General features: G+C 70.2%; 31 protein-coding genes. 16 read left to right on the plus strand and 15 right to left on the minus strand.

Annotation, left to right across the window (positions count from 1 at the left end; genetic code table 11):
- The first annotated feature begins 93 nt into the window (after positions 1-93).
- Positions 94-1422, plus strand: a complete 1329-nt coding sequence (locus tag ACEN2M_RS08255) for an MFS transporter (protein WP_441647637.1) — start codon at positions 94-96, stop codon at positions 1420-1422.
- Between the two features lie 111 nt (positions 1423-1533).
- Here the strand turns inward: ACEN2M_RS08255 and ACEN2M_RS08260 are convergent, their stop codons facing one another.
- A complete protein-coding gene (locus ACEN2M_RS08260; protein WP_441647638.1) occupies positions 1534-2295 on the minus strand; it encodes a DeoR/GlpR family DNA-binding transcription regulator in 762 nt (253 codons plus the stop codon).
- Positions 2296-2349: 54 nt separating this feature from the next.
- Between ACEN2M_RS08260 and ACEN2M_RS08265 the strand changes: the two genes are divergently transcribed.
- Entirely contained in the window at positions 2350-2724 is a 375-nt protein-coding gene (locus ACEN2M_RS08265; RefSeq protein WP_441647639.1) for a DUF4406 domain-containing protein, read from the plus strand.
- Positions 2721-3374 carry an NUDIX domain-containing protein gene (locus tag ACEN2M_RS08270; RefSeq protein WP_441647640.1) on the plus strand — a complete coding sequence of 218 codons (654 nt, stop codon included), beginning with the start codon at positions 2721-2723 and terminating at the stop codon, positions 3372-3374. The genes ACEN2M_RS08265 and ACEN2M_RS08270 overlap by 4 nt, the downstream gene beginning before the upstream one ends.
- A gap of 67 nt (positions 3375-3441) precedes the next feature.
- On the opposite strand, the gene ACEN2M_RS08275 is transcribed toward ACEN2M_RS08270, so the two are convergent.
- Both ACEN2M_RS08275 and ACEN2M_RS08280 read right to left on the minus strand, forming a co-directional pair.
- A complete protein-coding gene (locus ACEN2M_RS08275; RefSeq protein WP_441647641.1) occupies positions 3442-3921 on the minus strand; it encodes an SRPBCC family protein in 480 nt (159 codons plus the stop codon).
- 45 nt (positions 3922-3966) lie between these two features.
- Entirely contained in the window at positions 3967-4437 is a 471-nt protein-coding gene (locus ACEN2M_RS08280; protein WP_441647642.1) for an SRPBCC domain-containing protein, read from the minus strand.
- Between the two features lie 401 nt (positions 4438-4838).
- On the opposite strand from ACEN2M_RS08280, the gene ACEN2M_RS08285 reads away from it, so the two are divergent.
- The 3 genes from ACEN2M_RS08285 (at position 4839) to ACEN2M_RS08295 (ending at position 6636) form a co-directional block, all read left to right on the plus strand.
- Positions 4839-5747: a hypothetical protein gene (locus tag ACEN2M_RS08285; RefSeq protein WP_441647643.1), complete on the plus strand. Its 909-nt coding sequence runs from the start codon at positions 4839-4841 to the stop codon at positions 5745-5747.
- Positions 5748-5803: 56 nt separating this feature from the next.
- Positions 5804-6184 (plus strand): hypothetical protein, encoded by a 381-nt coding sequence (locus tag ACEN2M_RS08290; RefSeq protein WP_441647644.1) that lies wholly within the window; start codon positions 5804-5806, stop codon positions 6182-6184.
- 116 nt (positions 6185-6300) lie between these two features.
- Positions 6301-6636 carry a DUF7882 family protein gene (locus ACEN2M_RS08295; RefSeq protein ID WP_441647645.1) on the plus strand — a complete coding sequence of 112 codons (336 nt, stop codon included), beginning with the start codon at positions 6301-6303 and terminating at the stop codon, positions 6634-6636.
- A gap of 30 nt (positions 6637-6666) precedes the next feature.
- Here ACEN2M_RS08295 and ACEN2M_RS08300 read toward each other — a convergent pair whose 3' ends face one another.
- The 3 genes from ACEN2M_RS08300 to ACEN2M_RS08310 all read right to left on the minus strand — a co-directional run bounded on the left by ACEN2M_RS08300 (position 6667) and on the right by ACEN2M_RS08310 (position 9025).
- Positions 6667-7482 carry a hydrolase gene (locus ACEN2M_RS08300; protein ID WP_441647646.1) on the minus strand — a complete coding sequence of 272 codons (816 nt, stop codon included), beginning with the start codon at positions 7480-7482 and terminating at the stop codon, positions 6667-6669.
- Positions 7483-7611: 129 nt separating this feature from the next.
- A complete protein-coding gene (locus ACEN2M_RS08305) occupies positions 7612-8310 on the minus strand; it encodes a DUF4386 domain-containing protein (protein ID WP_441647647.1) in 699 nt (232 codons plus the stop codon).
- A 142-nt stretch (positions 8311-8452) separates the two neighbouring features.
- The gene (locus ACEN2M_RS08310) at positions 8453-9025 is read right to left on the minus strand and encodes a TetR family transcriptional regulator (RefSeq protein WP_441647648.1); all 573 of its coding nucleotides are present in this window, start codon (positions 9023-9025) and stop codon (positions 8453-8455) included.
- Positions 9026-9073: 48 nt separating this feature from the next.
- Here ACEN2M_RS08310 and ACEN2M_RS08315 point away from each other — a divergent pair, with 48 nt between their 5' ends.
- The gene (locus ACEN2M_RS08315) at positions 9074-10768 is read left to right on the plus strand and encodes an FAD-binding protein (RefSeq protein ID WP_441647649.1); all 1695 of its coding nucleotides are present in this window, start codon (positions 9074-9076) and stop codon (positions 10766-10768) included.
- Complete coding sequence (locus tag ACEN2M_RS08320) at positions 10765-11835, plus strand: SDR family NAD(P)-dependent oxidoreductase (protein ID WP_441647650.1); 1071 nt, start codon at positions 10765-10767, stop codon at positions 11833-11835. The genes ACEN2M_RS08315 and ACEN2M_RS08320 overlap by 4 nt, the downstream gene beginning before the upstream one ends.
- Before the next feature lie 93 nt (positions 11836-11928).
- Here the strand turns inward: ACEN2M_RS08320 and ACEN2M_RS08325 are convergent, their stop codons facing one another.
- Positions 11929-12891, minus strand: coding sequence for an SDR family NAD(P)-dependent oxidoreductase (locus tag ACEN2M_RS08325; protein WP_441647651.1), 963 nt, complete (start codon positions 12889-12891; stop codon positions 11929-11931).
- A 54-nt stretch (positions 12892-12945) separates the two neighbouring features.
- Between ACEN2M_RS08325 and ACEN2M_RS08330 the strand changes: the two genes are divergently transcribed.
- Positions 12946-13551: a TetR/AcrR family transcriptional regulator gene (locus ACEN2M_RS08330; RefSeq protein WP_441647652.1), complete on the plus strand. Its 606-nt coding sequence runs from the start codon at positions 12946-12948 to the stop codon at positions 13549-13551.
- Between the two features lie 189 nt (positions 13552-13740).
- Here the strand turns inward: ACEN2M_RS08330 and ACEN2M_RS08335 are convergent, their stop codons facing one another.
- The 3 genes from ACEN2M_RS08335 to ACEN2M_RS08345 all read right to left on the minus strand — a co-directional run bounded on the left by ACEN2M_RS08335 (position 13741) and on the right by ACEN2M_RS08345 (position 15954).
- Positions 13741-14832, minus strand: coding sequence for an acyltransferase family protein (locus ACEN2M_RS08335; RefSeq protein WP_441647653.1), 1092 nt, complete (start codon positions 14830-14832; stop codon positions 13741-13743).
- Between the two features lie 154 nt (positions 14833-14986).
- Positions 14987-15379, minus strand: coding sequence for a hypothetical protein (locus ACEN2M_RS08340; RefSeq protein ID WP_441647654.1), 393 nt, complete (start codon positions 15377-15379; stop codon positions 14987-14989).
- A complete protein-coding gene (locus tag ACEN2M_RS08345) occupies positions 15376-15954 on the minus strand; it encodes a PadR family transcriptional regulator (protein ID WP_441647655.1) in 579 nt (192 codons plus the stop codon). The genes ACEN2M_RS08340 and ACEN2M_RS08345 overlap by 4 nt, the downstream gene beginning before the upstream one ends.
- Positions 15955-16073: 119 nt before the next feature.
- On the opposite strand from ACEN2M_RS08345, the gene ACEN2M_RS08350 reads away from it, so the two are divergent.
- Complete coding sequence (locus tag ACEN2M_RS08350) at positions 16074-16748, plus strand: TetR/AcrR family transcriptional regulator (RefSeq protein ID WP_441647656.1); 675 nt, start codon at positions 16074-16076, stop codon at positions 16746-16748.
- On the plus strand, positions 16745-17965 hold the full coding sequence (locus tag ACEN2M_RS08355) for a DUF6544 family protein (protein WP_441647657.1): 1221 nt from the start codon (positions 16745-16747) through the stop codon (positions 17963-17965). Before ACEN2M_RS08350 ends, ACEN2M_RS08355 begins: the two co-directional genes overlap by 4 nt.
- A 37-nt stretch (positions 17966-18002) precedes the next feature.
- Here ACEN2M_RS08355 and ACEN2M_RS08360 read toward each other — a convergent pair whose 3' ends face one another.
- From ACEN2M_RS08360 to ACEN2M_RS08370, 3 genes are all read right to left on the minus strand, one after another.
- On the minus strand, positions 18003-18605 hold the full coding sequence (locus tag ACEN2M_RS08360) for a hypothetical protein (protein WP_441647658.1): 603 nt from the start codon (positions 18603-18605) through the stop codon (positions 18003-18005).
- Positions 18606-18655: 50 nt separating this feature from the next.
- Positions 18656-19699: an LLM class flavin-dependent oxidoreductase gene (locus ACEN2M_RS08365; protein WP_441647659.1), complete on the minus strand. Its 1044-nt coding sequence runs from the start codon at positions 19697-19699 to the stop codon at positions 18656-18658.
- A gap of 102 nt (positions 19700-19801) precedes the next feature.
- A complete protein-coding gene (locus tag ACEN2M_RS08370) occupies positions 19802-20446 on the minus strand; it encodes an NADPH-dependent F420 reductase (protein ID WP_441647660.1) in 645 nt (214 codons plus the stop codon).
- A gap of 123 nt (positions 20447-20569) precedes the next feature.
- Here ACEN2M_RS08370 and ACEN2M_RS08375 point away from each other — a divergent pair, with 123 nt between their 5' ends.
- Positions 20570-20917, plus strand: a complete 348-nt coding sequence (locus tag ACEN2M_RS08375) for a winged helix-turn-helix transcriptional regulator (protein ID WP_441647661.1) — start codon at positions 20570-20572, stop codon at positions 20915-20917.
- A gap of 45 nt (positions 20918-20962) precedes the next feature.
- Here the strand turns inward: ACEN2M_RS08375 and ACEN2M_RS08380 are convergent, their stop codons facing one another.
- Both ACEN2M_RS08380 and ACEN2M_RS08385 read right to left on the minus strand, forming a co-directional pair.
- Positions 20963-21376, minus strand: coding sequence for a DoxX family protein (locus tag ACEN2M_RS08380; RefSeq protein ID WP_441647662.1), 414 nt, complete (start codon positions 21374-21376; stop codon positions 20963-20965).
- Between the two features lie 37 nt (positions 21377-21413).
- Entirely contained in the window at positions 21414-22172 is a 759-nt protein-coding gene (locus ACEN2M_RS08385) for a hypothetical protein (RefSeq protein ID WP_441647663.1), read from the minus strand.
- 139 nt (positions 22173-22311) lie between these two features.
- On the opposite strand from ACEN2M_RS08385, the gene ACEN2M_RS08390 reads away from it, so the two are divergent.
- The 4 genes from ACEN2M_RS08390 (at position 22312) to ACEN2M_RS08405 (ending at position 25779) form a co-directional block, all read left to right on the plus strand.
- Entirely contained in the window at positions 22312-23508 is a 1197-nt protein-coding gene (locus ACEN2M_RS08390) for a sensor histidine kinase (protein ID WP_441647664.1), read from the plus strand.
- Complete coding sequence (locus ACEN2M_RS08395) at positions 23505-24155, plus strand: response regulator (RefSeq protein WP_441647665.1); 651 nt, start codon at positions 23505-23507, stop codon at positions 24153-24155. Before ACEN2M_RS08390 ends, ACEN2M_RS08395 begins: the two co-directional genes overlap by 4 nt.
- A gap of 131 nt (positions 24156-24286) precedes the next feature.
- Positions 24287-25024 carry an ABC transporter ATP-binding protein gene (locus ACEN2M_RS08400; RefSeq protein ID WP_441647666.1) on the plus strand — a complete coding sequence of 246 codons (738 nt, stop codon included), beginning with the start codon at positions 24287-24289 and terminating at the stop codon, positions 25022-25024.
- Complete coding sequence (locus ACEN2M_RS08405; RefSeq protein WP_441647667.1) at positions 25021-25779, plus strand: hypothetical protein; 759 nt, start codon at positions 25021-25023, stop codon at positions 25777-25779. Before ACEN2M_RS08400 ends, ACEN2M_RS08405 begins: the two co-directional genes overlap by 4 nt.
- Positions 25780-25783 lie beyond the last annotated feature (4 nt).

The raw sequence follows: 25783 nt of genomic DNA on the forward strand, positions 1-25783 counted from the left end.
GTGCGCCGGGCACAAATGTCCGCACGGGCAACACTTGCCCCCGGGTCGGGCGGCCGGGCGGCCCTGGCCCGACCCGCGTGGTTGACTTGCGGCATGGCTACCCGGGGGAAAGCGACAGGGGATCGCACCCCTGGCGGCGCTGGACCGTTCGCCTCGGCCCCGTTCCGCTGGCTGCTCACCGCTCGCACCATCGCCACCCTGGGTAACGCCGCCGCCCCGATCGCCCTCGCCTTCGCGGTGCTCGACCTCACGGGGTCCGCCGTCGATCTGGGCATCGTCGTGGCGAGCCGCTCCATCGCCAACGTCGCCGTGCTGCTGTTCGGCGGGGTCATCGCCGACCGGCTGCCCAAGCACGTGTTGCTCGTCGGTACTTCCCTCGCGGCGGCGGCGACCCAGGCCGCGGTGGCCGCGCTCGTGCTCTCCGGCTCCGCCACCATCCCGTTGCTCGTCATGCTCAGCGTGCTGAACGGTGCCGGCGCCGCGGTGAGCTTTCCCGCGTCGGCGGCGATCGTGCCGCAGACGGTGCCCGTGGCTCAACTGCGGCCGGCCAACGCGCTCCTCCGGCTCAGTCTCAACGGCGGCGCGATCCTCGGCGCCAGCTTGGGCGCGCTTCTCATCGCCGCAGTCGGCCCCGGCTGGGGGCTCGCGCTGAACGCCGCATCCTTCGCCCTGGCCGGCGTCTTCTTCGCTTTTGTGCGCACGCCGCACGCGACCCGCACCGCCGGCGCTGGTGCCGGTGTGGGTTCCGCCGAGCCGGCCGGCAGCGTGCTGCGAGAGCTGCGCGAGGGCTGGCAGGAGTTCTCCAGCCGCACCTGGGTGTGGGTGGTCGTGGCCCAGTTCGCCCTGGTGAATGCGGCGTTCGTGGGGGCCATCGCGGTGCTCGGCCCGCTCGTGGCCGACGAGAGCTTCGGCCGCGCCAGCTGGGGTCTGATCATCGCCGCCGAAACCGTGGGCCTCGCGCTGGGCGGGCTGCTCGCGCTGCGCTGGCGGCCCCGACACGCGCTCGGCATCGGGGTGGGTCTGGTGATCGTCACCGCCCTGCCCATTGTGGGCCTCGCCCTCGTGCCGGTGGTTCCGCTGCTGGTGATTGCCTTCCTCATCGGCGGCGTGGCGATCGAGCAGTTCGGGGTGGCCTGGGACCAGTCGCTGCAGCAGAACATCCCGCCGGCCGTGCTCGCCCGGGTGTACTCCTACGACGCCGTCGGCTCCTTCATCGCCATCCCGGTGGGGGAGATCCTGGTGGGTCCGCTCGCGCATGCCTTCGGCACGACTCCGGTGCTGCTCGGCTGCGCCGCCGTGATCGTGGTCGCCAGCTTCGCGGCGCTCGCCACCCGCAGCGTCCGCCGCCTCACCGTCGGCGTGCCAGCGGTCACCCTGCCAGAAACCGCCGCGCCGCCCAGCCCCGCGCCCGGCCAGCCCTAACTGTTGCCGTTGCGGACATTTGCACCCTGCGTACCGGGTGCAAATGTCCGATTCGGTAACAGTTACCCCGCAGGGTGGGCAGGGCGGGCGGGGCAGCGGGACCGCGGGCGGTCAGCCGCCGGCAGTCAGGATGCTGACGCCGGCGCCCCGCAGCTCGGCCAGGGTCGGGTCATCCGCCGCGGTGTCGCTGACGATGCCCGCGATCTCGCCGAACGGCATCACCCGGTAGGGCGAGGCCACACCGATCTTCTCGGCGCTGGCCAGCACGTAGGTGTCGGCGGCCCGGCCGGCCAGGGCCCGCTTCATCGCGGCCTCCTCCACGTCACCCGTGGTGAGCCCGGCGGTGGCGTGCACCCCGGTGACGCCGAGCAGGAACAGGTCGGCCGAAATCGCCTGGGCTGCCTCCACCGCGGCGGCACCGCAGGTCACCGCGGAGTGCTTGAACAGCCGCCCGCCGAGCAGGAAGACCTCGACGCCCTCGTGCGGCACGAGGGCGGCGGCGATGGTGGGGCTGTGCGTGATGACGGTGCAGGTCAGCGCGGCCGGCAGTGCGCGCACGACGGCGAGGGTCGTGGTGCCGCCGTCGAGGATCACCGTGCTGCCCGGCGCGATCAGTTCGGCGGCGCGGGTGGCCACCCGGTCTTTGCTGTCGGGCTGCACGAGGGTGCGGTCGGCGTACTGCGCCAACGCGGGCGACACCGGCAACGCCCCGCCGTAGACCCGTTGGCAGAGGCCCGCCGCGGCGAGCTCGCGCAGGTCGCGCCGCACACTGTCGTCGGAGAGGCCCAGTTCTGCGGCGATCTCCTTGGCGACGACCTTGCCGTCCCTGGCCAGGCGGGCCAGCAGGAGGGCCTGACGTTCGGCTGCGAGCATTCGCGTTCCTTCCGATTGATGCATGTTTGTGCACGTTGTACTAGCGTAGCGGACATGACCGCCTCCCTGATGATCCTGATCGCCGGCCCCTACCGTTCGGGTACCGGTGACGACCCCGTGCTGCTCCGCCGAAACCTCGACCGCCTCGAGGAGGCCGCCTGGCCGCTCTTCCAGGCCGGGCACCTGCCGATGATCGGCGAGTGGGTGGCGCTGCCGGTGCTCGCGAGCGCCGGGGTGACGGATGTCGCGCATCCGTTGGCCGCCACCGTGATGTATCCCACCGCCGAGCGTCTGCTCGAGCGGTGCGACGCGGTGCTCCGGCTGCCCGGCGCATCGAAGGGTGCCGACCAGGACGTGCTCATTGCCGAGCGCCGGGGCATCCCGGTCTACACGAGCCTCGGTGACGTCCCGGGCGTCGGTGAGCAATGAGCGTGCCCGGTGTCGACGTACCCGACAGTCGCGGGCGCACCGGTCTGAACACCGCCGGCATGGGCCTCGGCGGCAACCCGGCCGTCACGGTGCAGCGGGTGGAGGTGACCAGCGACGGCTGGCACGTGCTGCGCCGCACCACCTTCAGCTATCGGGCGCGGAACGGCGGCGTGAGCCTGCAACAACGCGAGACCTACGACCGCGGCAACGGCGCCACCATTTTGCTCTACGATCCAGCCCGGCGAACCGTGCTGCTCACCCGCCAGTTCCGCTACCCCGCATACGTCAACGGTCACGCCGACGGCATGCTCATCGAAACCGCGGCCGGCCTGCTCGACGACGACGCCCCCGAGATCGCGATCCGCCGGGAGGCCAGCGAGGAGCTCGGCGTGGCGGTGGGCGACCTGCGGCACGTGTTCGACCTGTTCATGAGCCCGGGCTCGGTCACCGAGCGGGTGCACTTCTACGTGGCCGGCTACGGCCCGGCCGACCGCGTCGCGGCCGGAGGCGGGCTGGCCGAGGAAGGCGAGGACATCGAGGTGCTCGAGGTTTCGTTCGACCACGCGCTGGCCATGATCGCCGACGGCCGCATCCTCGACGCCAAGACGGTCATCCTGCTGCAGTGGGCGGCTCTGACCGGCCTCGTCTGACCGGCCTCGTCTGACCGGTCTCGTCTGACCGCCCCGTCTGACCGCCTCGTCTGACCGCGGAGTGCGGTCAGGGCGCCGGATGCCGGGCCTGCGCGGCAGCCTCGGCGATCTCGGTGAGCTTGTCGAGCGCCTTCGGCCACATCTGGGCAAACATCTCGGCCTCCTGGTCGTCCACGTCCAGGTCGACGGTGAGAGTGGTGACCCCGTCGGACTCGCTGAAGGTGTAATTCTCCTGCGCGCCCGCGATCCTGCGTGCGTAGTCACTCTCGGTGTCTACGCTGCCGTGCATGATCACGCCGGTGTACTCAATCGAGACGAACTCGTGCGGACGGTGCTCGATGATCACACCGACCAGGCCGTCCATCGGTTCGTGCTCGTCGCTGTCGCCGAGGAACCGGATCTCGCTGCCCTTCAGCCAGGAACCCTTGAAATGGGAGCCAGGACTGAACACGCTGGTCCATTGCCCGTAGGTGGACGCATCGAGCATTGTCGCCCAGACGATGTCGGCGGGGGCATTGATCTGTGTCGAAAAATGCAGGGTTTTCATGCAGGGGAGTGTAGCCCGGTAGTGCCGCAGGCGATCCGAACAGAATCAGTCGGCCGAACGGGCTGCCGTCGCCTCGGCGAGCTCCTTGAGTTTCGCCAGGCCTTTCGGCCACAGCTCCCCGAACAGCTCGGCGTAGGTGTCGGCCGTGTCCACGTCGATCGTCACTGTCGTCGTGCCGTCGGTCTCCGTAAAGGAATAGGCCTCGCGCGCACCGATCAACTGCCGCGCCTCCCGGCTGGTGGTGTCGTCGACATCGTTCAGGATCTGGCCCTGATACTCGATCAGCACGAATTCGTACGGCCGGTTCTCGGTGATCACTCCGTACATACCGTTCATTCCGCCGTCTGCATTGCTGCCGAGAAACCGGATCTCGCTGCCGGGCAACCAACTGCCCTCGAAGTACGAGTTGGGGTTGAACACGCTCGTCCACTGCCGGTAGGTGGAATCGTCGAACATCGTCTCCCACACGATGGCGGCGGGCGCCTTCACCTGGATTGAGAAATGCTGCGTCTCCATGCGGCGAGTGTAACTCCGGCTCGGGCGCCCTCCTAGGGCCCTGTCCGGAGACGGCTCGTAGCGAGCGCGCACATGTTCGAATCTTTATTCGCCGCCCACCCTGTGGATAACCCTGTGGACTGGGTGTGGAAAACCGCGGAAACACTGCGCTGAGGCTGTGGACTGGGCTGTGGAATAGCTGGGGAGAGCCATGTGCACTTCGTGGAAAAAGGCCCGGCGCGGCGTTGCCGGATCGGCTCGCTGTCGTGTTACAAGTCTCGAAAGCGGATTCGCCTGGGTGCGGCGAACGGGCAACCCGGCCTCTGTGTGTCACGGCCGGGTCCGGCGAAGGTCTAGCCTGATGCCAGCGGCACCTGTTGTCGCGATGGGAACGCACCGGCGCGGACCCAGGAAGGCAGCCAGTGAGTGCGACGGATGTACCGAGATCGGCGGAGTTCGACGCCTTCGGCCCCTGGGTGGACCGTGTGCACGACGCCACCGAGATGCCGGTCCTCTACCGGGACTATCCGGTGGACTTCGCCGCCAGCCGGCTCGTGCTCAAAGTGCCCCGCAACATCAGCCGTCGCGACGCGCTGCCCACGATGGACCTCTACGACCACCTCATCATTGTGGCGCCGGAGAGGCTGATCGTGCTGAGCCGGGCGCTCACCGGCTACACCGAGAGCACCCTGGGTTACGACGACATCGTCGCGGTGACCGATACCGTCGACCTGGCCCACGGGCAGGTGAGCATCCTCACCGGCACCGGGTCAACCCTGACCGTGCCGTACAACGGGGCGTCGCAAGACCTGATCACCCGCCTCATCGATGTGTTGGGTGAACTCACGCGGGCCGCGCTGCGCTCCTCGGTCGTCGTGCTTCCCACCCCGGCCGTTTCGCCCGCCGACCTCGACCTGCTCGACCTGGGCAAGGAGGACGTTGGCCTGGTCACCTCGTACTTCGACCTCATGCGCCACGAGCTCGGGGCGAGCCTGCTCGCTGCGCATGGCCGCATCCAGCTGCTGCCGCGCGGCGGCCTGACCACCCGGGTGGTGCATTCGCTGTACCCGATGACCCTGCATGGAGCGGTGCTCTGCCGCACCGACCGCGAACTGCACCTCATCGGCCGGCGAGCCTGGCTGGTTCGTGGCACCGCCCCCGATCTGTCCCGCTCGCACACGACGATTCCGTTGGCCGCGATCGAGGAGATCAGCGTGCGGCCGCAGCCGGCCTATCTCGGGGCGTCGGTCGTGACCCTCCATATCGGGGCGGCGCGCTTCGAGCTGGTGCTGCCGGAAGGATCGGCAGCCGTCGGGGCCCTCGCCGGGTAGCGGCCGGCCCCGCAAGGCCATTCCCAAGGCCCCGTCTCGCGGTTATCGTCGGTGGCATGAAGCTCATCACCTACGCCGGTGGCACCATCCTCACCGGCGACGACGTCGCCGAAGCCCTGCTCGGCTACGTCACCGCGCACTCCCAGGGCGACGCGAGCGTGGCGGTCGACATCAAGGTTCGCGAACGCGACGGCACCACCCGCACTCACACCCTGGTGCTCGGCCCGGCCACCGAACTCGATGTGGCGGATGTCGCGGAGGAGACCCTCGCGGGCGAGATCGCGCTCTTTCCCCTGCCGGTCTTCCCGCCCGCCCGCATCCTCGCGGTGGAAGAACCGTCGGCAGAGACCGAGGCCGAGGCCGAGTTCCACGCGGCGGACTTCAACCGGGCGGTCGACGAAATCGACGAGGGCGCCGGCCGGGACTACGACAGGTGAGGCCTCGGGGGGAATCGTAGCCAGCGGGGCTGCCTCGGCCTACACTCCGTCGTGAGAGACGGGGCCGCGCCGCTACTTTCCGATTGGGCGGCCCGCCAGCCAAGACGAGGATTGCGATGGGCAGGTTCATCTACGGGTCGCCGGCGATCTCGGTGGAGATCGACGACCGCACCTTGGCGCACCTCAAGGTCGTGATCGTGGCCAAGTTGCGACGCGGCGAGAGTTTCGCGTTCTCTTGGGAGCGGTCAAGGGAGTCGGGCAGCGGCCACAGCTCGATCTGGTTGAACCCCGCGGTGCCTCTCGACTTCGAGTTCTCCGGCAAGCGCGAACCCACCCTCAACCGGGCCTGGATCGACGAGCTCGTGCAGGTGGCGAACACCCCGGCAGGCCTCCGCATTCTCCCCGAACCGCCCGAGCGGATTCCGCGCCCCGAAAGACCGCGCCCCGAGTGACCGGGCCCGAATGACCAGGCGGGGCCAAACTCAGGTGAGCTGGTCGAAGTCGCCGCGCACCCAGCCCCAGTGCCGGTCGGCCGAGCGGCGCACCACGGCGCGGGCATCCGTCGCGATCACGGTGTCGAAGTTGCCGTACAGCCTGTCGAACTCGAACCTCTCCAGCGTGCGGGCTATGCGTTCCACCACCGGGCCAGACAGCGGCAGGCGGTTGGGATAGCTGCGCATGAAGCTCACCGAGCTGCGGTCGGGGTTGGCGAACACAGTGTCGCCGCTGAGCAGCACACCCCGCCCCCTGGCGCCGGCCTCCCAGTGGATGACTGCGCTGCCGGGAAAATGCCCGCCCACCTGCGCCAGGGTCACCCCGGGCAGCAGGCGTACCTCGGCTGACCACGGGCGGATCGCGGGGTCTGGCCTGGCCACCCAGTCCAGGTCGGCCTCCGCCACCAGCACCGGCACGTCGCCGAGCGCCCGGCTCCACTCCACCTGCACGCCGAACATGTGCGGATGGCTGGCCACGATCGCGCGCACCGGCCCGTGTTCGAGCACCCGGCCCGCGATGCGCGCATCCACGAAGCCGATCGGGTCCCAGAGCACGCTGCCCGTTGGCGTGCAGAGCAACTTGGCCTGCTGCCCGATGCCCACCGTCGGCGTGCTCTCGATGCCGAACAGGTCGGGTTCCAGCTTGACGAGGTCGGCCAGGCACCCCGCGTCGCCGAGCTCCTGCAGCGTGGTCCACCGTTGGCCGGCGGCCGGCACCCACTGCCGTTCGTCGGCGCAGATGGCGCAGATGCCGGCGTTCTCGGCGTGTTCGACGCCGCAGGTGGCACAGATCCAGAAGCTCACGGGGTTCCTTCCGACGCGTGTCGTACTCTCGCTGGACGTTCGGGCAGGGCGCTCGCCGCCAGTATGCCCCGCTTCCGCCGCCGTGGATTGCGGCCGGGGCGGCTCGGCGACCAGGCGGAGGCCCGTCGATCAGTCGAAGGTGAGCAGGAGCAGCCCGGTCGTCACCAGCCACAGCGACCACAGCACGTAGGCGACGGGCGTGAGCCGGGCCGCGACCGCCCAGCCGGTGCGCTCGAACGGTCCCACGAACTCGAGCGAGCACAACACGAGCACCGCACCGGCCACCATTCCCACCACGCCGAGCCACTCGGGCAGCAGGTAGGTCTGGGTGATCGAGACGCCCACCAGGATGCTCCAGGCGCCGGTGAACAGCAGGCCCAGATGCTCGCCCACTGCCACGCCGAGATAGCGATTGAACGACTGGAAGACCACGTCGACGGCTTCTCTGCGTGCGGGCGTCGCATCCGCCTCGGCGTCTGCCCTCGCCAGGTACGGCACCAGGAACGGCCACCGGATCAGGCCCAGGAACTGCAGGACCCCGGCCAGGACGCCGACGATCGAGCCCACCGAGAGCAGGGTGGACTCGGCGCCGAGCAGGGCGAAGGGGAGCAGCCCGGCCAGCACCGCGAGGAGGACCGCGGTCAGGGCGAACGCCCACCAGAGCAGCACCAGCCTGGTGCCGCCGCGGCGGAACAGCTCGAGCACCTCCGTGGTGGGCCGGCGCAGGATGCCCGGATAGTCGAAGGTGATCGCCAGGCCGATGAACGTGGCGTTGAAGACGAGCGGCAGGGCGATCAGCAGCACGGCGGTCGTTATGATCTCGGTCATGACGTCACCTCCGGTGCGACTGGCGCTCTGGAGCGTATGCATCCGGGTCGGCGCCGGCAAGCCCCTTGTGCACCCGGCCCGCCGGTGTTCGCGGCTGGGGTCGGTCGGTAACCTGACGCCGAACCGCCCTGACCCGCCGTAGCTAGCGCGGGGCGAACGCCGCGTGGAAGAGCCCCCAGGCCCGCCGCGCCACCTCGGGCCGGTCGGCGGAGTCGCTGCGGGCGAGCACCCCGGCAAGCATCGACACCGCCAGCAGCACATCCGCCGTGACGACGTGCGCGCCGATGCGGCCCGCCGCCTGCTCGCGGCCGAGCAGCCGGTTCACGACGGTGTCGAGCCGGGCGCCCAGATGAGCCGCCCGGGGGTCGTGCGGGTCGGCGGTGACCAGGTCGATGAGGGCCGTCGAGACGAGCGCCTGTTCGATCACCCGGTCGAGCAGGTCGTCTAGGGTGCTCTCCGGCCGGTCCACGAAGACCTCCAACGCGGCGATGTTCTCGTCGAAGATGGCTATGGCCAGCGCGGTGCGATCAGGGAAGTGCCGGTAGAGGCTGCCCTGCCCCACCCCGGCCCGGCGGGCGACAGCGCTCAGCGGGGCGGCGAAGCCCTCGGCGGCGAAGACCTCGCGGGCGGCGGCAAGGAGGGCGCGCCGGTTCGCGGGGCCGGCGCTGGGCCCGCGATTCGGTTTGGCGCGATTTGCTTGGGATTGTGAGGCCACCGAGGTAGGTTACATCCGGACAGCGTTGTCCGGATCAAGGAGGAACTCATGACCGCCCAGTGGGATCGCGAAGTTGACGTACTTGTAGCGGGATCGGGTGCCGCGGGATTGACCGCCGCCATCACCGCCGCCGACGCGGGCCTCACCGCCCTCGTCGTGGAAAGCACCGGCCGTTGGGGCGGCACCACCATGCTCAGCGGTGGCGGCCTGTGGATGCCGAACAATCCGCTGATGAAGAAGCTCGGCATCCAGGATTCCCGCGCCGACGCCCTCACCTACCTGGAGGCCGCGATCGGCGACGCCGGCCCGGCCAGCTCCACCGAGCGTCGCGAGGCCTTCGTCGATGCCGTGCCACGCGTGGTCGGCCTGCTCGCCGGCCTCGGCGTGCGCTGGTGCTCGGCCAAGGACTACCCCGACTATTACCCAGACCGGCCCGGCGGCCGGGTCGGCCGCGGCATCGAAGTGCAACCGTTCGACGCCAAGCGGCTGGGCGACTGGGTCAAGCAGTCCCGGGCGAACGAGGGGCTGCCGGCGCCGCTGAAGACCGATGATGTCTGGCTGCTCTCGCGGGCGTGGTCCACGCCGAGCGGGTTCGTGCGCGGCGCCCGGTTCGTCTTACGCACCCTCGGCGGCATCGTCACCGGCAAGCGGCTCTACGGCCTCGGCGCGGCGCTGGTGATGACGCTGATGGAGATCGTGCGGAAGCAGGGCACCGAGGTGCTGCTCAACTCCCCGGTCAGCGAGCTGGTGCTCGAAGACGGCCGGGTGGTCGGCGCGATCATCACGACCGAGACCGGGCCGGTGCGCATCCGGGCCAGGGCCGGCGTGATTCTGGGCGCGGGCGGCTTTGCCCAGAACACCGAGTGGCGCCAGAAGTACCACGGCATGCCGGGCAACAGTTCGGCCGCCACCGGCGACCAGGGCACCGCGATCGACGTGGGCGTCAAGGCCGGCGGCGCGCTCGCGCTGATGGACGACGCCTGGTGGGGCTCGGCCGTGCCGATGGCCAACGGCACCGCCCAGTTCATGCTGTCGGAGCGGTCGATGCCGTTCGGCATCATCGTGGACCAGGCCGGCTCCCGGTACCTCAACGAGTCGGAGAGCTACATCGACTTCGGCCACGAGATGATCGAGCACCACCGCGAGACCCCGGCCATCCCTTCGTGGCTGATCCTCGACATCCGTCATCGCCGCCGCTACCTGTCGTCGGCCTTGCTGGCCGGCGGCAAGAGCCTGCGGGCCAATGGCACCGTCGTCTCTGCCAACACCATCGAGGAGCTCGCCGCCCGCCTGCACATCGATCCGGCCGCCCTGCGGGCCACCGTGGAGAGGTTCAACGGCTTCACCCGCAGCGGTGTCGACCTCGACTTCGGCCGTGGCCGCACCGTCTATGACAACTACTACGGCGACCCGGGGGTGAAGCCCAACCCCAACCTCGGCCCGATCGAGAAGGGTCCGTTCACCGCGGTCAAGGTGGTGCCGGGTGACCTAGGCACCAAGGGCGGCCTGCTCACCGACGAGAATGGGCAGGTGCTCACCGAGGCCGGCGCCCCGATCGCCGGTCTCTACGCCGCCGGCAACACCACGGCCTCGGTGATGGGCCGTACCTACCCGGGCCCGGGCTCCACCATCGCCCCCGCCATGGTGTTCGGCTACCTCGCCGCGCTGCACGCGGCCGCTACTTCCGGCTCCGTTACCCCCTCGGAGACGGTCATCCCCACAGAAAAGGAACCACTCGCATGACTCAGAACACCCTCTCCGGCGACTCCTCGGTGGGCACGTGGCTCGACGACCCGAGCGGCGGGCCGATCCTGCGCGAGCTGCTCGCCCAGGCCGGCCAGAGCGCCGACGTGCTCAAGCCCGTTCGTCGGCTCGCGCTCAAGCGCCTGGTCAAGCTCAGCAAGGGCACGTTCCCGCCCGAGCTGATCGACGAGCTGGTGCGCCGGGTCGCGGCCGGCGAGGTTCCCGCCTCGACCGATGCCGCTGCTGCGACCGTGGCACCGGATGCGGCACCCGTCGCGCCCGCCCCCGCCGCCATCGACCGCCCCGAGTGGGTGGAACGCATCGACAATGGCCGTTTCACCGGCAAGACCGTGATCGTCACCGGGGCCGGTTCCGGCATCGGCCGGGCCACCGCCTCCAGGATCGCCAGGGAGGGCGGCCGGGTGATCGCCGTCGACATCTCACGGGAACGCCTGGACGACGTCGTCGTCGAACTCGCCGGCGCCGACATCGTGCCCGTGGTCGCGAACATCACCGACGACACCGCCATCGCCGCGATCCTCACGGCCGCCGGCGACCGGATCGACGCACTCGCCAACGTCGCCGGCATCATGGACGACATGACCCCGGTGCACGAGGTGACCGACGCCGTCTGGCAGCGGGTGTTCGCGATCAACGTGGACGGCACCATGAAGCTCATGCGCGCCGTGCTGCCCGGCATGCTCGAGCGCCAGTCCGGCTCGATCGTCAACGTGGCCTCCGAGGCGGCGCTCCGCGGTTCCGCGGCCGGGGTGGCGTACACGGCGTCCAAACACGCCGTCGTGGGACTGACCAAGAGCAGCGCCTACATGTACGGACCCAGCGGCATCCGGGTGAACGCGGTGGCCCCCGGCCCCACGATCACCAACATCGAGGCCACCTTCGCCTCGGCGCTGGGTGCCGAACGGGTGCGTGCCGGCATGGCGCTACTGCCCGACGCCGTCGAGGCGGATGCGCTCGCCGCGTCGATCACCTTCCTGCTCAGCGATGATGGTGTGAACATCAACGGCCAGGTGCTCGCCAGCGACGGTGGCTGGTCGGTGGCGTAGCCGCGACTGGTGTCGACCGGCTCGACCAACGGAAGGGTCGCGACCCCTCGTTGGTCGAGCTTGTCGAGACCGCGACCCGGCCTGCGGACCCCGTCAGACCGACGCGACCAGCTCCGTCGAGACCTCCCACAGCCGGCGGGCGGCGTGCGGGTCGAGGGCGTGCGGCAGCACCCCGTGGATGCCATCGACGATGGCCGGCACCACGGACGCCGCCCGGCAGTCCTCGTAGTAGCCCAGCGTTCCCACGCCGAGCACCGCCCGGGTGGCCACGAACACCGACGTCGCCGCCCCCTGCGCCGGGCTCTTTCCTGGGTACCGGCGCTTCATCTCGGCCAACACCTCCGGATCCCAGTGCCGCTGCAGGTTCGTCCAGATGCCGCCGGGCATCAGGGCGGCCGCGGTGATGCCGTCACGCGCCCAGCGCCGGGTCGCCTCGAGGGCGAACAAGACGTTGGCGGTCTTCGACTGGCCGTAGGCCAACCCGGAGTCGTAGACATCCCGCTCAAAGAACAGGTCGTCGAACCTGATGCCGCTCGAGCCGTGCCCGCTCGAGCTCACCGCCACGATCCGGGCGTCGCCGGCGGCGGCCAGTGCCGGATGCAGCGCCGTCGCGAGGGCGAAGTGGCCCAAGTGGTTCACCGCAAACTGCATCTCCCAGCCGGCCGCGGTGCGCAACTCCGGGGTGTGCATGATCCCGGCGTTGTTCACCAGGATGTGCAGCGGACCCGACCACTCGCCGGCCAGTGCCCGCACGGTGGCCAGATCGGCCAGGTCCAGGTGCGTCACCCGCACGGCATCGTTTCCCGTGCTCGAGCGGATGTCCTCGGCCGTGCGGGCGCCGGCCGCGACGTCCCGCACGGCGAGTGTGACACTCGCCCCGGCAGTGGCCAACGCCCGTGCGGTCTCCACCCCGATGCCGGAACTGGCCCCGGTGACCAGGGCGGAGCGTCCGTTCAGGTCGATGCCCTGCACGACGTCGAGCGCCGTCGATTCGGGCCCGAAGGCGAGGCGGGAAGCGGCGGGAGAGGGCTGGAGTTCGTAGTTAGTGGACTTCATAGTCCATTCGTACCACACTGTGGACCGATCGGTCCAGAGCGGTAGAATCTACCCATGGAGGAGACGAAGATCACCGCGCGCGGCCGGGCGACCCGGCAGCGGATCATCGAGGCCACCGGCGAGCAGATCCTCGCCGCGGGGATCGGCGGCACCACCCTCGACACCGTGCGCGCCGCCACTCTCACCAGCAAGAGCCAGCTCTTCCACTACTTCCCCGGCGGCAAGACCGAGCTGGTGCGTGAGGTCGCGACCTGGGAAGGGCAGCAGCTTCTCGCGGCGCAGGAGCCGTTCATCCACGACCTGAGCACTTGGGAATCCTGGAACGCGTGGAGGGCGGCGCTGGTGGACTACTACCTCGGCCTCGGCCGCTGGGCGTGCCCGATCGGGTCGCTGGCGACGCAGGCCGCGATGACCGACCCCGAGCTGGATGCCGTCATCGGCGCGGCGATGACGACGTGGCGGGACTCCTTGGCCGAGGGTGTGTCGAAAATGCAGGCCGGCGGTCTGATCGACCTGACGGCCGACCCGCAGCGCATCGCCGTTGTGATCCTCGCCGCGATCCAGGGCGGTCTCGTGCTCAGCCAGCCGATGCGGTCGGCCTGGCCGCTGGAAGCGGCCCTCGACTCCGCGCTCGAACCGCTGCATCAGGTGGCCAGCTAATTCAGTGGGCCTCTCGGCGCCCGCGTCGGCGCCGAGTTGCCGCAAACTGCCCCATGACAGTCGTCGAAGGGGCGCTTTGCCCGAAGTCGCCGTGATGCCCGTTCGCGAATTGCCGCAGAGCTCCCCTTCGGGGCCGCCGAAGGGGGACGATGAAGCACCTCGTGGGCGGCGGAGGCGCCGCGCAGCGCGCTAACCGGGCGTCGAGGTCCGCACCGGCTGCCGGGGCCGGTACCGCCCGGAAACCACCCCGATCAGCCACTCGATCGGGCCCTTGCCCACGAACCGCCACCAGAGAATCCCCACCAGCGGCACGCCGAGCACGAGCACGACCCAGGCCACGGGATCCGTGGTGCCGTACCGGATGCCGTTGTCCGCCATCCACCCGACCAGTGCCACCTGGAACACGTAAAGCGACAGCGAGATGGACCCGATCGCCTCGAACGGCAGGAACACCGCCCGCACCACGGCGGCGCTGCGCCGGCCTCGGAGCGACGCGAGCAGCACGATCACGCCCAGCACCCCGAGAACCAGCCCGGCGTCGTGCAGGGTGTCGAGGTAGCTGCCCGACGGGCTGAACTCCACGCCGGTTGCGCCGCGCCAGAGCGGGCCGAGCCACCACGCCGGCACGGCGACGGCCAGCATGATCCAGCCGGCCCGGCGGCCGCCGAAGCGGATGCGGAACAGCAGCGCCCCGAACAGGAACCAGGGCAGCAGATTGGTCACCCGGTAGTGCGGGCTGAGAAAGAGCCACTCGAGGAGAAAACTCGCCGGGGTTCGCTCGCCCCCGGTGATCAGCGGGCCGGCGGCGGCCAGCATCAGCTCGTTGAGCGGGGCGCCCAGAACCAGCACCACCGCCAGAACAGCCATCAGCGCCCGGGTGCCCAGGAGCACGAGCGGGGTGCCGATGGCGAGCACGATGCCGAGGAACGACAGCACGATCGCGATCCAACTGCCCCAGGTGGCCAGCACCAGCCCGAGCAGCACCAGGATGGCGCCGCGGATGACGTTCTGCAGGATCACGGTGCCTGCGGCCCGGCCCGGGCCGGCCTTGGCGAGCACGATCGCCGCGGCGGCGCCCATGGTGGTGGCGAACAGGGGCGACGCCACATCGTTGAGCTGACCCTGCAGAAACGCCGTGGCGGCGGGCTGGTCGGTCATCAGCGGTCCGGCGTGCGCGACGAGCATGGCCAAGATCGCCACGCCGCGCGCCACATCGGGCACGAGGAATCGGTCCCGCTGCAGGCGGGGCGCGATGGGGGTGACAACGGCTGACCCGGTCATGGGTTCACCTCTCGATGGTGGATTTATGGATCCCAACACTCGCGATTCTGATGGCCTGTGCATTCACCGTACTGCAGGGCACAGGCCGCCGGCGGGCCCTGCCAATACCTGCATTGACAGATCCTGTACCGGTGCGCCGCGAGCCGCGCCCTGGTCAGCTGAGCGCGACGAGGATGGTGAGGCCCGCCAGCACGGCGCACAGCGGGGCCATCGTCCAGCGTTCCGGCTTCGACCGCGAGGCGCCGTTCATCACGATGCCGAGCAGAAAGTACCCGGCCAGGACCCAGGTCGCGATCACGACAGCGCCGGGCCAAGGGATGACCTCGGCCAGCCCGGCCCGCTGCAGAATCAGCACCGTGAAGATCAGGTAGAGCCCGATCGAGGTGGCGCTGCCCAGCCGCTTGGCGACCGGCAGCACCCGATCCTGCCCGCCCCAGGCGAAGTGCCCCAGTGGTGCCCCGGCGATGAGGGCGGCCTGGAAGACGATCAGGCCGGCCATGAGCACGCAGAAGACCGCGGCCGCGCCGGTCACCAGGGCGGCGCTCATCGCGGTGCCGACTGCGGCACCGGCTCGGGCTCAGGCACCGGCTCAGCGATGCCGTCGAGAACGGCCAGCGCCTCCTGGGCCCAGTCGAGCGTGGCCCGCGCGGAGTGCTCGCCCGCCAGCACTGTGAGCAGAACATAGGGAGCATCCGGACCGGGATCCGCCTGCACCTCGTGGCGGATGGTCTGCAGCTCGGCGAGTTCCAATGCGGCCGTGGCCTGGGCATCCGTCACCAGCCGCCGGCAGGCCTCGGCGCCCAGCTGGCGCCCGAAGAACAGCCGCAGTAACACGCCGTTCCGCGGCTTGGCGGCCTGCGGGGCCTCGGCGAGCAGGTCGTGCAGGCGCGCGCTGCCCCGCGGAGTGAGGGCGAACGTGGAGGAGCCGGCACGGAGGGCCGACTGGCGCTCGATCATGCCGTCGGCTTCGAGTGCTGCCAGCGCGGGGTAGATCTGCCCGAAGCTCTCGGCCCAGAAGTGGCCGAGGGCGTCGCGGATCTGCTCCCGCAGGGCGTAGCCCGTCATCGGGGCGATGCTGAGGCCGCCGAGAACGGCCATCTGGGTCTGATCTGACGACGCCACGAAACCTCCTTGTATCTTTTAGATATATCTATCAGATATTCAGCCCGAAGTCGAGAGTTCGGAGCGAAATCGACCCACGGGGTATAACGTTACTGCGAGTAACGTAAATTGGAGAGCTGATGGCATCGAACGTGACAGTCGCCCAATCGCAGCGGGGGCCGGGCCGGCAACGCGGCCGGCCGCGTGATCCCGAGGTGGATGCCGCCATCCTCGCGGCGACTCTCGGGCTGCTCGCCGAGGTCGGCTACGCCGGCTTCACGATCGCCGAAGTGGCCCGGCGGGCCGGGGTGGGCAAGCCCACGGTGTATCGCCGGTGGCCGCAGAAGTCCCGGTTGGTGGTGGAGGCGATGGCCACGCAGATGCCCGGGGAGACCGGCGTGCGCATCGGCAGCGTCGCCGAGCAGCTGCTCGACTACGCCACCCGGCTCTCGGTGACGCTCACACACACGCCGCTGGGCCGCGTGCTGCCCGGGCTGGTGGCCGAGATGGCGTCTGATCCGCAGCTTGCCGCGAGCTATCGCAGCCTGATCATCGAGCCCACCCAGCGGCTCTGGCGGGAGGCCGTGGTGCGGGGCATCCAGACCGCTGAGCTGCTGCCGGACACGGACGTCGAGTTCGTGCTCGATGCGTTGGCCGGCCCGCTGTACGTGCGGCTGCTCATCACCGGGGCGCCGGCGAATCCCGACGCACCGCGCCTCGCGGTGCAGCTCGTGCTGGCCCGCTATGGCATGGCGCCGATCCAGGGTGGGCCGAGGCACCCCTTCCGCACCATGGATGCGCCCGTGACGCCATGACCGTGACGTCTAACCCAGCCGGCGCGGCCGCATCCGCTCGCGCCACCGGCATCCGTCCGCGCAAGCTGCGTCGCACGGCCGAATTGGCCGGTGCCGTGATCCTGGCCGGCCACGGGCTGATCCACCTGATCGGCGTGGCCCTCCTGTGGCGACTCGCCGAGACGGCCGAGCTGGGCTACGCGGACGCCCGCCCCGCGCCCGGCTCCGACGGGGCGCTCGCGGTCGGCGGCGTCTGGTTGCTCGCGACGGCCCTGTTCCTGACCGCAGCGGTGCTCCTGCTCGGTCACTCGGCGCGCTGGCGCGGTTTCGCGGGGGTCGCGGTGCTGGCCTCGATTCCGGTTCTGCTGCCGATGGCTGCCGCCACGGGAGCCGGCCTGGTGGTCGACCTTGCGGTGGCCACGGCGGTGCTCCTGACCTGGCGGGTTGCCCGATCAGCGCCGGCGGCGGGCACTCCGGCGCATTCGGTGCCGGGGGAGGCCCGCCGGGTGCGGGCGTCGTGGCTCGGTCTGGCCACCCAGCCCGCCCCCACCGACGTCTTCACCGCCGAGCTCGTGGCCGCGCTGCCCGAGCCCGCGCGCCGCTGGCTCACCCACGCCATCCCCGTCGGCACGCCGCTGTGGAACACCGCGCAGGTCACCATGCACGGCGAGATCAAGCTCGGCAACTGGCGCAGGTTCACCGCGCGGCAGGTCGTCACGCCCGGCGCCGGCTACATCTGGGCCGCCACGGCCTGGCTGGCGGGCCTGCCGGTGCGCGGCTTCGACAGGTACAGCTCGGGCAGCGGCGAGATGCGCTGGCGGATGCTCGGACTGATCCCGGTCGTGACCGTGACGGGCGCCGACGTGACCCAGAGCGCCGCCGGTCGGCTGGTCAGCGAGATCGTGCTCGCCCCCACCGGCTTCCGAACGGCGATCTGGACGCCCGGCCGGTCGGCCGATCACGTGGTGGGCACCTGGCAGCTTGGCGGGTACGAGGAATCGGTCGAACTGGAGATTGGTTCCGCCGGCGAGATGCGCTCCGCCCTGATCTCTCGCTGGGGCAACCCCGGCGGTGAGCCCTTCGGCCGCTACCCGTTCGGCTGCACCGTCCATCGCGAACAGGCCTTCGGCGGCGTGACGATGCCGGCCACCGTCAGCGCAGGCTGGTGGTGGGGCACGCCGCGCTACGACGAGGGCGAGTTCTTCCGGGCCAGCATCACCGCAGTCGCCCTGAGCTGACGCCTTCCCGAGCCGGCGGAGCTCGCCGGGGTCGCTCCTAGTCCGCGGGGCCGACCTCTGCGGTTGCCCGCGGCGGCGGGCCCGTGAGATAGGTCATGCTGCACCCCGCGAGCAGCGCGCCGGCGCCACCCCAGACCAGGTCGCCGATCGAGTCGTCGTAGCCCACGAAGATCTCGGGGTCGAGAAAGGTGTGCCCGTACCACTCGAAGACCTCCCAGATCACGCCGAGTGCCAGCCCGAGCGCGGTCGTGATCACGGCGGTCGAGAGCATCGGCCTGGGCAGGGTGCTCGCGTCGGCCAGGACGCCGAACTGCACGAGAACAATGTAGAGCAGCGCGGCGCAGAGCCCGTTGGTGACGAAATGCACAGGCAGGTCCCACCAGCGGGTCGACACGTAGATCCCCAGTACGCTGCTCCAGACCGCCACGAGCACCACCACGCCGAACGCGATGTCGACGCTCGGCCGCAGACCGAGCATCCGGGGCAAGAGCATCCCGCCGGCGACGAGCGCCAGGCTGATCCCCGACAACGGGCCCCAGCCCACCGCGGCCACGACGATGCCCACCACGGCCAAGGCACGCAGCGCGTCGGCGGTGGCCTCCGCGACACCGGACGGGCGACGCAACAGTAGGCGGATCATGGCCAGCACAGTAGCCGAATCGGTCGCCGCGAGAAACGCGTGCGGTGCGGCTACTTGGCGGCGAGCAGCCGCTCGACGCGCGGCTTGACCTCGGTGGCCAGCAGGGTGACCGACTCGAGCAGGTGCTCGTGCGGCAGCCCGCCCACGTCACCCTGCAGGAAGTGCCGCATGTGGCCGAGGTAGCCGTGCAGGTGCACGATGCGCTGGGCGATCTCGTCGGGGTCGCCCACGAAGTAGGCGGCGGGCGCCTGGGCCATGGCGTCGAATTGACGGGGGTCAGGGGCGGCCCAGCCGCGCAGCCGGCCCATCTCCACCGTGAGGTTGTGCCAGCCGGGGTAGAAACGCTCCAGCGCCTCCTTCTTGGTGGGCGCGACCAGGCCCAGCGTGGCCACCGACACCTTGACGCTGTCGCCGGTGTGGCCGGCCTGCGCCGCGGACCGGCGGTAGAGCTCGGCCAGTGGGGCGAATCGGTGCGGTTCGCCGCCGATGATTCCGTAGGAGACGGGCAGGCCGAGCTTGCCGGCCCGGGCAGAGGACGCGGCGTTGCCGCCGGTGGCCAGCCAGATCGGCAGCCGCCCGGTGACCGGCCGGGGCACCACGGCCAGGTCGTCGATGGCCGGCCGCACGGTGCCCGACCAGGTGACGGACTCGGTGGGGCTGTCGTTGATCCGCATCAGCAGCTCGAGCTTCTCGGAGTACAGGGTGTCGTAGTCGCGCAGGTCGTAGCCGAACAGGGGAAACGTCTCCACCGAGGAGCCGCGGCCGGCGGTGATCTCCACCCGGCCACCGCCGGAGATGGCGTCGGCGGTGGCGAGCTGCTGGAACACCCGCACCGGGTCATCCGTGCTGATGATGCTGGCCGCGCTGCCCAGGATGATCTGGCTGGTGGCGGCCGCCGCGGCGGCGATGAGCGCGCCGGGGGAGGAGGCCGGCATGCTCACGGTGTGGTGTTCGCCCACGCCGAAGTAGTCCAGCCCGGCCGCGTCGGCCACGACGATGGCGTCGAAGAGGTTGCGGATGCCCTCCGCGGTGCTGCGCGGGCTGCCGTCGGGGTTGAGCGGGGTGTCGCCGAAGCTGTAGGCGCCGATTTCCATGGGTCTGTCCAATGTCTCGTGAGGCTGGGTTGCTGCGGATGTGTGCCCACTGCGGACAAGTGGTCCCGGTGTGCCGGGTGCAATTGTCCGCACGGGGAACAGTTAGGCGGCGGCTGCCGCCTCCAGCCCGAGCTCGGCCGTCAGCTCGGCCGCCGTGTGCCGGCCGCCGAAGATGGGCGAGCCCGGCTCGAACGCGGCGCCCGCCTCGAGCGGTCCGGCGTAGACCGGGTCGAACCCGAACCGGTTGATGACCTCGGCCACGACGGCCGCGGCTGTGGCGTCGCCGGCGATCGCCAGCGCGTGCCGATCGGCGGCGCCCGCGGGCCTCGCGTCGGTTTCAAGGTCGTGGTAGCCGATGTGGTTGAGCGTCTTCACCAGCCGGGCGCCGGCGAAGTGGGCACCGACCACCTCGCTGCTGCTGCGGGCATCCGCGCTGAACTCGTGCAGTTCGCCGTCGATCGGCTGCCAGTAGTTCATGGTGTCGATCACGATCTTGCCGGCCAGCGTGGCCGGGTCGACGCTGCGGAACTTGTGCATCGGCACGGCGAGGACCACCAGGTCGGCGCTGGCGACCGCATCCGCCGCCGACATCGCTACGGCGCCGGGAGTGACGATGTCGACGATCAGCTGGATGTCGGCCGCGGGGCCGGAGCCGGCGATGGTGACGGCGTAACCGGCCTTGAGTGCGGTGCGGGCGATGGCGGAGCCGACGCGGCCCGCGCCGAGGATGCCGATTGTTGAAACCATGAGCGGCCCTTCTGGGTGTGCAGGCGCCCGGGTTCGAACCGCCGATGGTTCAACTCTGCCCACTTGAGCAACTCAGCGCCACTGCGAGGTAAGCTGCTAACCATTGGTTAGCGAGAGGGTGTCATGAGCGATTCGAATTTCGCGCTCGACGAGGAAGAGTGCCGCCGGTTCCAGATCTCGGTGGAGCTGGCCGGGCGCAAGTGGAGTGCCGCGATTCTGATGGCGGGAGCCCGGGGCGCTCGCCGGTTCTCCGAGTATCGTGCGCTCGTGGAGGGCATCTCCGACCGGGTGCTCGCGGCCCGGCTCAAGGAGCTCGAGCGGGAGGGCCTGATCGAGCGCGATGTGCAGCCCACCACGCCGGTGTCGATCAGCTACAACCTCACCACGTCGGGCCGCCAGCTGATCTCGCTGCTGCACCCGTTGGTCACCTGGAGCCGTGCTCGTCAGGGAGTCTTGGCCGTCGAGTCGTAGGTCTGCTCACCGGGTTTCGGCAGGCGCAACCAGCGGAGGGCGCAGCTACTTCTTGCGGCGCACCAAAGCTGCCGTCGACCACAGCGCCCACGCGATCAGCACCGGCTGCCCGAAGAGCCGGCCGATCCGCTTGGCGTCGGTGTCGAGCCCGAATGCGTCTTTGTGGTGCACAGCTTGGGCGATGTTGCCGGGGAAGATCGCGGTGAAGAAGGTGGCGGCCAGCAGGCCGACCTTGCCGCGCAGGCTGCCCGGCGCGAACAGCAGCGCGCTGCCCAGCGAGATCTCGGCCACCCCAGACAGCAGCACGGTGGTGTCTTCCTTGAGTGGCACGAACTCGGGCACCTGGGCGCGGAAGTCGTCGCGCGCGAAGGTGAGGTGACTTGTGCCGGCAAGCACCAGAATCGCGCCGAGCGCGATGCGGCCCACGGTGCGGGCCGTGGATGCAGGTGAACTGGTCATGGGTGCTCCTTGTCGATTCGGTGAAACCGTGGCGCGGCTAGCGGATGCCCGCGATGCGCTCGAGGCCGGCCCGCAGAATCAGTTCTTCGGGGTCGGCGAGCAGGTGGTGGTTGAGGTAGAGCCCCTCCAGCCACTCCAGGACTTCCCGTTCGGGTAGTCCAACGGCGTCCCAGTCCACCTTCGGCCGGGCGAGCACGGCGGGCTGCCCGCTGGCGGGGTCGGTCCAGGCGGTGGCCAGTTGCTGGTCGGGTTCTTCGTGCTGGGCGTTCCAGAGCAGCGCGATCGGGTGATTCGGTCCGTCGATGTGGTCGTGGCCCACGTGGCCGGCGCCCAGCCACGGCAGCATCAGCTGTTCGCCCTCGAGCTCCAGGTCGACAACCTCGAGCTGCGTCGGTTCGGGCGGGCTGGTGGCGTAGACGGTGAGGCCCAGTGCGCTCCACTCGGCGGCTTCCGCGGCATCCATGGTGAGTTCTTCGAGCACATTGCTCACGTGCGCGACGAAGGGCACGGCCCAGGCCAGCAGGCTCGCGGTCTCGGCGGCCGGCCACGGGCTGATGTCGGTGTCGGTGCCGTTCGTGTCGTGAAAGTGGTGTTCGACGCCGTTTTCCAGCACGTCGAAGTGCAGCTCACCGTCTTCGAAGCCGATGTAGATCGCGGCGCCGTCTTCCAGCCACTGGGCATCCAGCACCGGCTGAGCGAACCGCGGGGGCAGGGGAGGCGCGACCAAGGGCAGCACGCCGAGGTTGAGCACCGCGCAGAACTGCGTGTTGGGCAGGCGAAGGCTGGGGTCTGACACGATGTGATCCTTGCGAGTAAAGGCGGGCCGTCGCCCACAATCCAAGTATGACGTAGGCCTCCCCTTCCAACTCATCGGTGAATCGTGCCGGTCGTCGCTCGACGTTCTGGGCGGGAACGCATCTCGTTACGCTGAACCCATGTCATTGCCCGGGGGATTCACGTCGACTCGCGCTGCCTGGCGGGCGGCGGCAGGGCGTCTGGTGTTCGGGGTGGTCGTTGTCGCGGGGCTGTGGCTGACCGTTCTTCCCACGGGCGGAGCGGGTCGGGGCGGGCAACTCGCCCTGGCCGCGGCTGCTGTCTGCGGGCTACTTCTAGCCGGTCGGTGGGCGGTGGCTGCGGTGATGGTCACCATGGTGGCCACAACGAGCGCGTGGATGCTCGGGGTGACGGCCGACCCGTTCGTCTTGACCGCCGTGGCCCTTTTCGTGGTGGCGGAGCGGCAAGGGTCGCAGCGGTTTCCCTGGTGGATGCTCGGGGCGGGCGGGGGCGTCGCGGTCGCCGCGCTGGGGCTGAGCGCTGAGGGCGTCGAGAACCGGTTTCGGGGGATGCTGCTGGGTGCGCTGGTGCTCGGGGCGTCGTGGTTTCTCGGGGTGCGCACCCGGCAGGTGCACGAGGAGGCGGCCGCTCGCTCGCGTGCGGAAGAACGTCTGCGGTTGGCCAGGGATGTGCACGATGTGCTGTCGCACTCGCTGGGCACCATCGGCATGCGGGCGGGGATCGCCGCGCATGTTCCGACCCTCGGTGAAGCGGAACTGCGTGCCGTGCTCCGCGAGGTCGAAGAGGGTGCCCGCAGCTCGCTGGCCGAACTGAAGGGAGTGCTGCAACGGGAGCGCGCCGGTGGGGAGGAATTGTCGGCACCGTTTTTGTCGGCGCAGTCCTTGGCGGCCCAGTCCCTGTCTGCCCAGTCCCTGTCGGCCCAGTCCCTGTCGGCCCAGTCCCTGTCTGCGGCGCTCGCCGACACCGCCCGATCCGCCGAGCGCGCGGATGTTCGTACCCGCCTGGACCTCACCGGCGACCTCGACGAGTTGCCGGCTGCGGTGCGCACAACGGTTTACCGTCTTGTGCAGGAGGCCGTCACCAACGCCGTGCGGCACGCGTCGGCAACGTCGCTGGTGATCACCGCCCGCGCCGCCGCGGACCGCGTGCACCTGGAGGTTCGCGACGACGGCAGGGGTGCGGCGCCCGGGTTCCGCGAGGGGCACGGCCTGACCGGGATGCGCGAACGGGTGGCCCTTCTCGGCGGCACTCTGCAGCTTGAAACCGTCGCTCCCGGCTTCGGCATCACCGTGACGCTGCCGCTGGCCACCCCGGCCCAGGCGAGCGGCCTGTCATGACCCCGATCCGGGTGCTGGTCGCCGACGATGACGCGACCATCCGTGCGTCGCTTCGGCTGCTCGTGGACAGCGACGCCGGCATGTACGTGGTCGCGGAGGCCGGGGACGGCGAAGAGGCGGTGCGCCTCGCCGCGCAACACCGCCCGGATGTGGTGTTGATGGACGTGCAGATGCCGCGGATGACGGGCCTGGAGGCCACGCGGATTCTGGCCGGGCAGGCCTCCGGCGCCCGGGTGATCGTGCTGACGATGTTCGACCTCGACGAGTACGTCTACGAGGCGTTGCGGGCGGGGGCCTCCGGATTCCTGCTCAAGAACAGCCCGCCCGCCGACGTGCTCCAGGCCATCCGCATCGCGCACGAGGGAAACGCCATGCTGGCTCCCGAGGTGACCAAACGACTGATCGAACGTCTCGCCCCCGCCCACCGTGACCCGCGGGTGGGCCGGCTCACCGTGCGCGAGCGGGAGACGCTGGTGCTGATCGGCCGCGGGCGCTCCAACGCCGAGATCGCCGCGGCGCTGTTCGTGACCGTGACCACGGTGCGCACCTATGTCACCCGCATCCTGACCAAGCTGGATGCCCGCGATCGGGCCGGACTGGTAGTCATCGCCTACGAGAATGGGCTGGTCGGCGTCGACGCGCCCTGACCGGCTGGCAAGCCCTGACCGGCTGGCAAGCCCTGACCGGGTGGCAAGCCCTGACCGGCCGGCGGCCCAGGCTGCCGGATTGTCAACTCTCGCAGACTGACACACCGCGCCGGCAGCGGTTGGCTGGAGTCATGATCCAGATCAGCCATCTCGTCAAGCGCCGCGGCGCCCGCACGGTCGTCGACGACGTGAGCTTCGAGGCGCGGCCGGGCCGCGTCACGGGGTTTCTGGGCCCGAACGGCGCGGGCAAGAGCTCGACCCTGCGCATCCTGCTCGGCCTCGACCGGGCCACCGCGGGCACCGCGCTGATCGACGGCGTGCCGTACCGGTCGATTCGACGGCCGCTCTGGAGGGTCGGCGCGATGCTGGACGGCGCCGGGGCGAACACCGGCCGCACCGCTCGGGCGCACCTGACCTGGGTGGCGCAATCGAACGCGATACCAGCCCGCCGGGTCGACGACGTGTTGGAGCTGACTGGCCTGGCTGCTGCCGCCCGCACCCGGATCGGTGGGCTCTCCCTGGGTATGGGCCAGCGCCTCGGCATCGCTGCAGCGCTGCTGGGCGACCCGCCCGTGCTCATCCTGGACGAGCCGACGAACGGCCTCGACCCCGACGGCATCCGTTGGATGCGCCGGTTTCTCCGTTCCCTCGCCGACTCGGGCAAGACAGTGCTCGTCTCCAGCCACCTGATGGGTGAGATGGAAGGCACCGCTGACGACGTCGTCGTGCTGGCCGGCGGCCGAATACTCGCCGCGGGCACCGCCGCCGAGGTGAGAGGCGCCCACGGCACATTGGAGGATGCCTTCTTCGCCCTCACCGACAAGCACGCCGCGCACCGCTCCTCGGGCCCGGAAGGTCTCGCCCGATGACGCTCGCCCTCGCCCGGTCGGAGACGACCAAACTGCTCACGGCCCGGCCGCTGTGGATTCTCGCGCTCGTGACAGTTCTCGGCACCTGGCCGATGGCGTGGACGAACGCGGTGTCCAGTGCCGGCCTGGAGCTCGACGATCCCCGACTGTTCTCCGCCGAACCCGTGCCGATCGAGTACCAGGGCTTTGAGATGGCCGGGTTCGGCGGTGTGCTCATCCTCGCCTTCGCCGCCGTCTGGGCGGGCAGCGAGTACGGCTCCGGCAGGCAGATCCGCACGACGCTGCTGGCCACCCCACAACGGATGCGTGTGTTCGTCGTGAAGGCCGCTCTGCTCGCGGTGACCGTGGCGGTCATCGGGTTTCTCACCATGTGGGGCACTGTCGTCATCACCCACCTCGGCGCCGAGACCGGCGTTGACCCGTGGGCGTTGACCCCGGCGATCTGGGCCAATATCGGTGGGGTCACCCTCGCGTGGTCGCTCGCCGCCCTCATCGTCTTCGCGGTCGGCACGCTGGCCCGCACCGCGATCCTGCCGCTGGTCCTCATCACCCCTCTGGTCGTCGGCATCGGCGACTTCCTCGCCGGATTCTGGGAGGGCGCGAAGTACCTCCCCGTCGTTGCGGGGGCGGCCCTGTACGGCGATCCGACCAGCGGGATTCTGTTGACACCTGTGCTGGGCGGGCTCGTGCAGGCCGGCTGGGCCGTGCTGCTCCTCAGCGCCGCCGCGCTCGTTTTCGTTCGTCGAGACCTCTGAGCCC

The organism is Cryobacterium sp. W22_MBD10_FK3 (assembly GCF_052113745.1).
In the GTDB taxonomy this organism is placed as follows: Bacteria; Actinomycetota; Actinomycetes; order Actinomycetales; family Microbacteriaceae; genus Cryobacterium.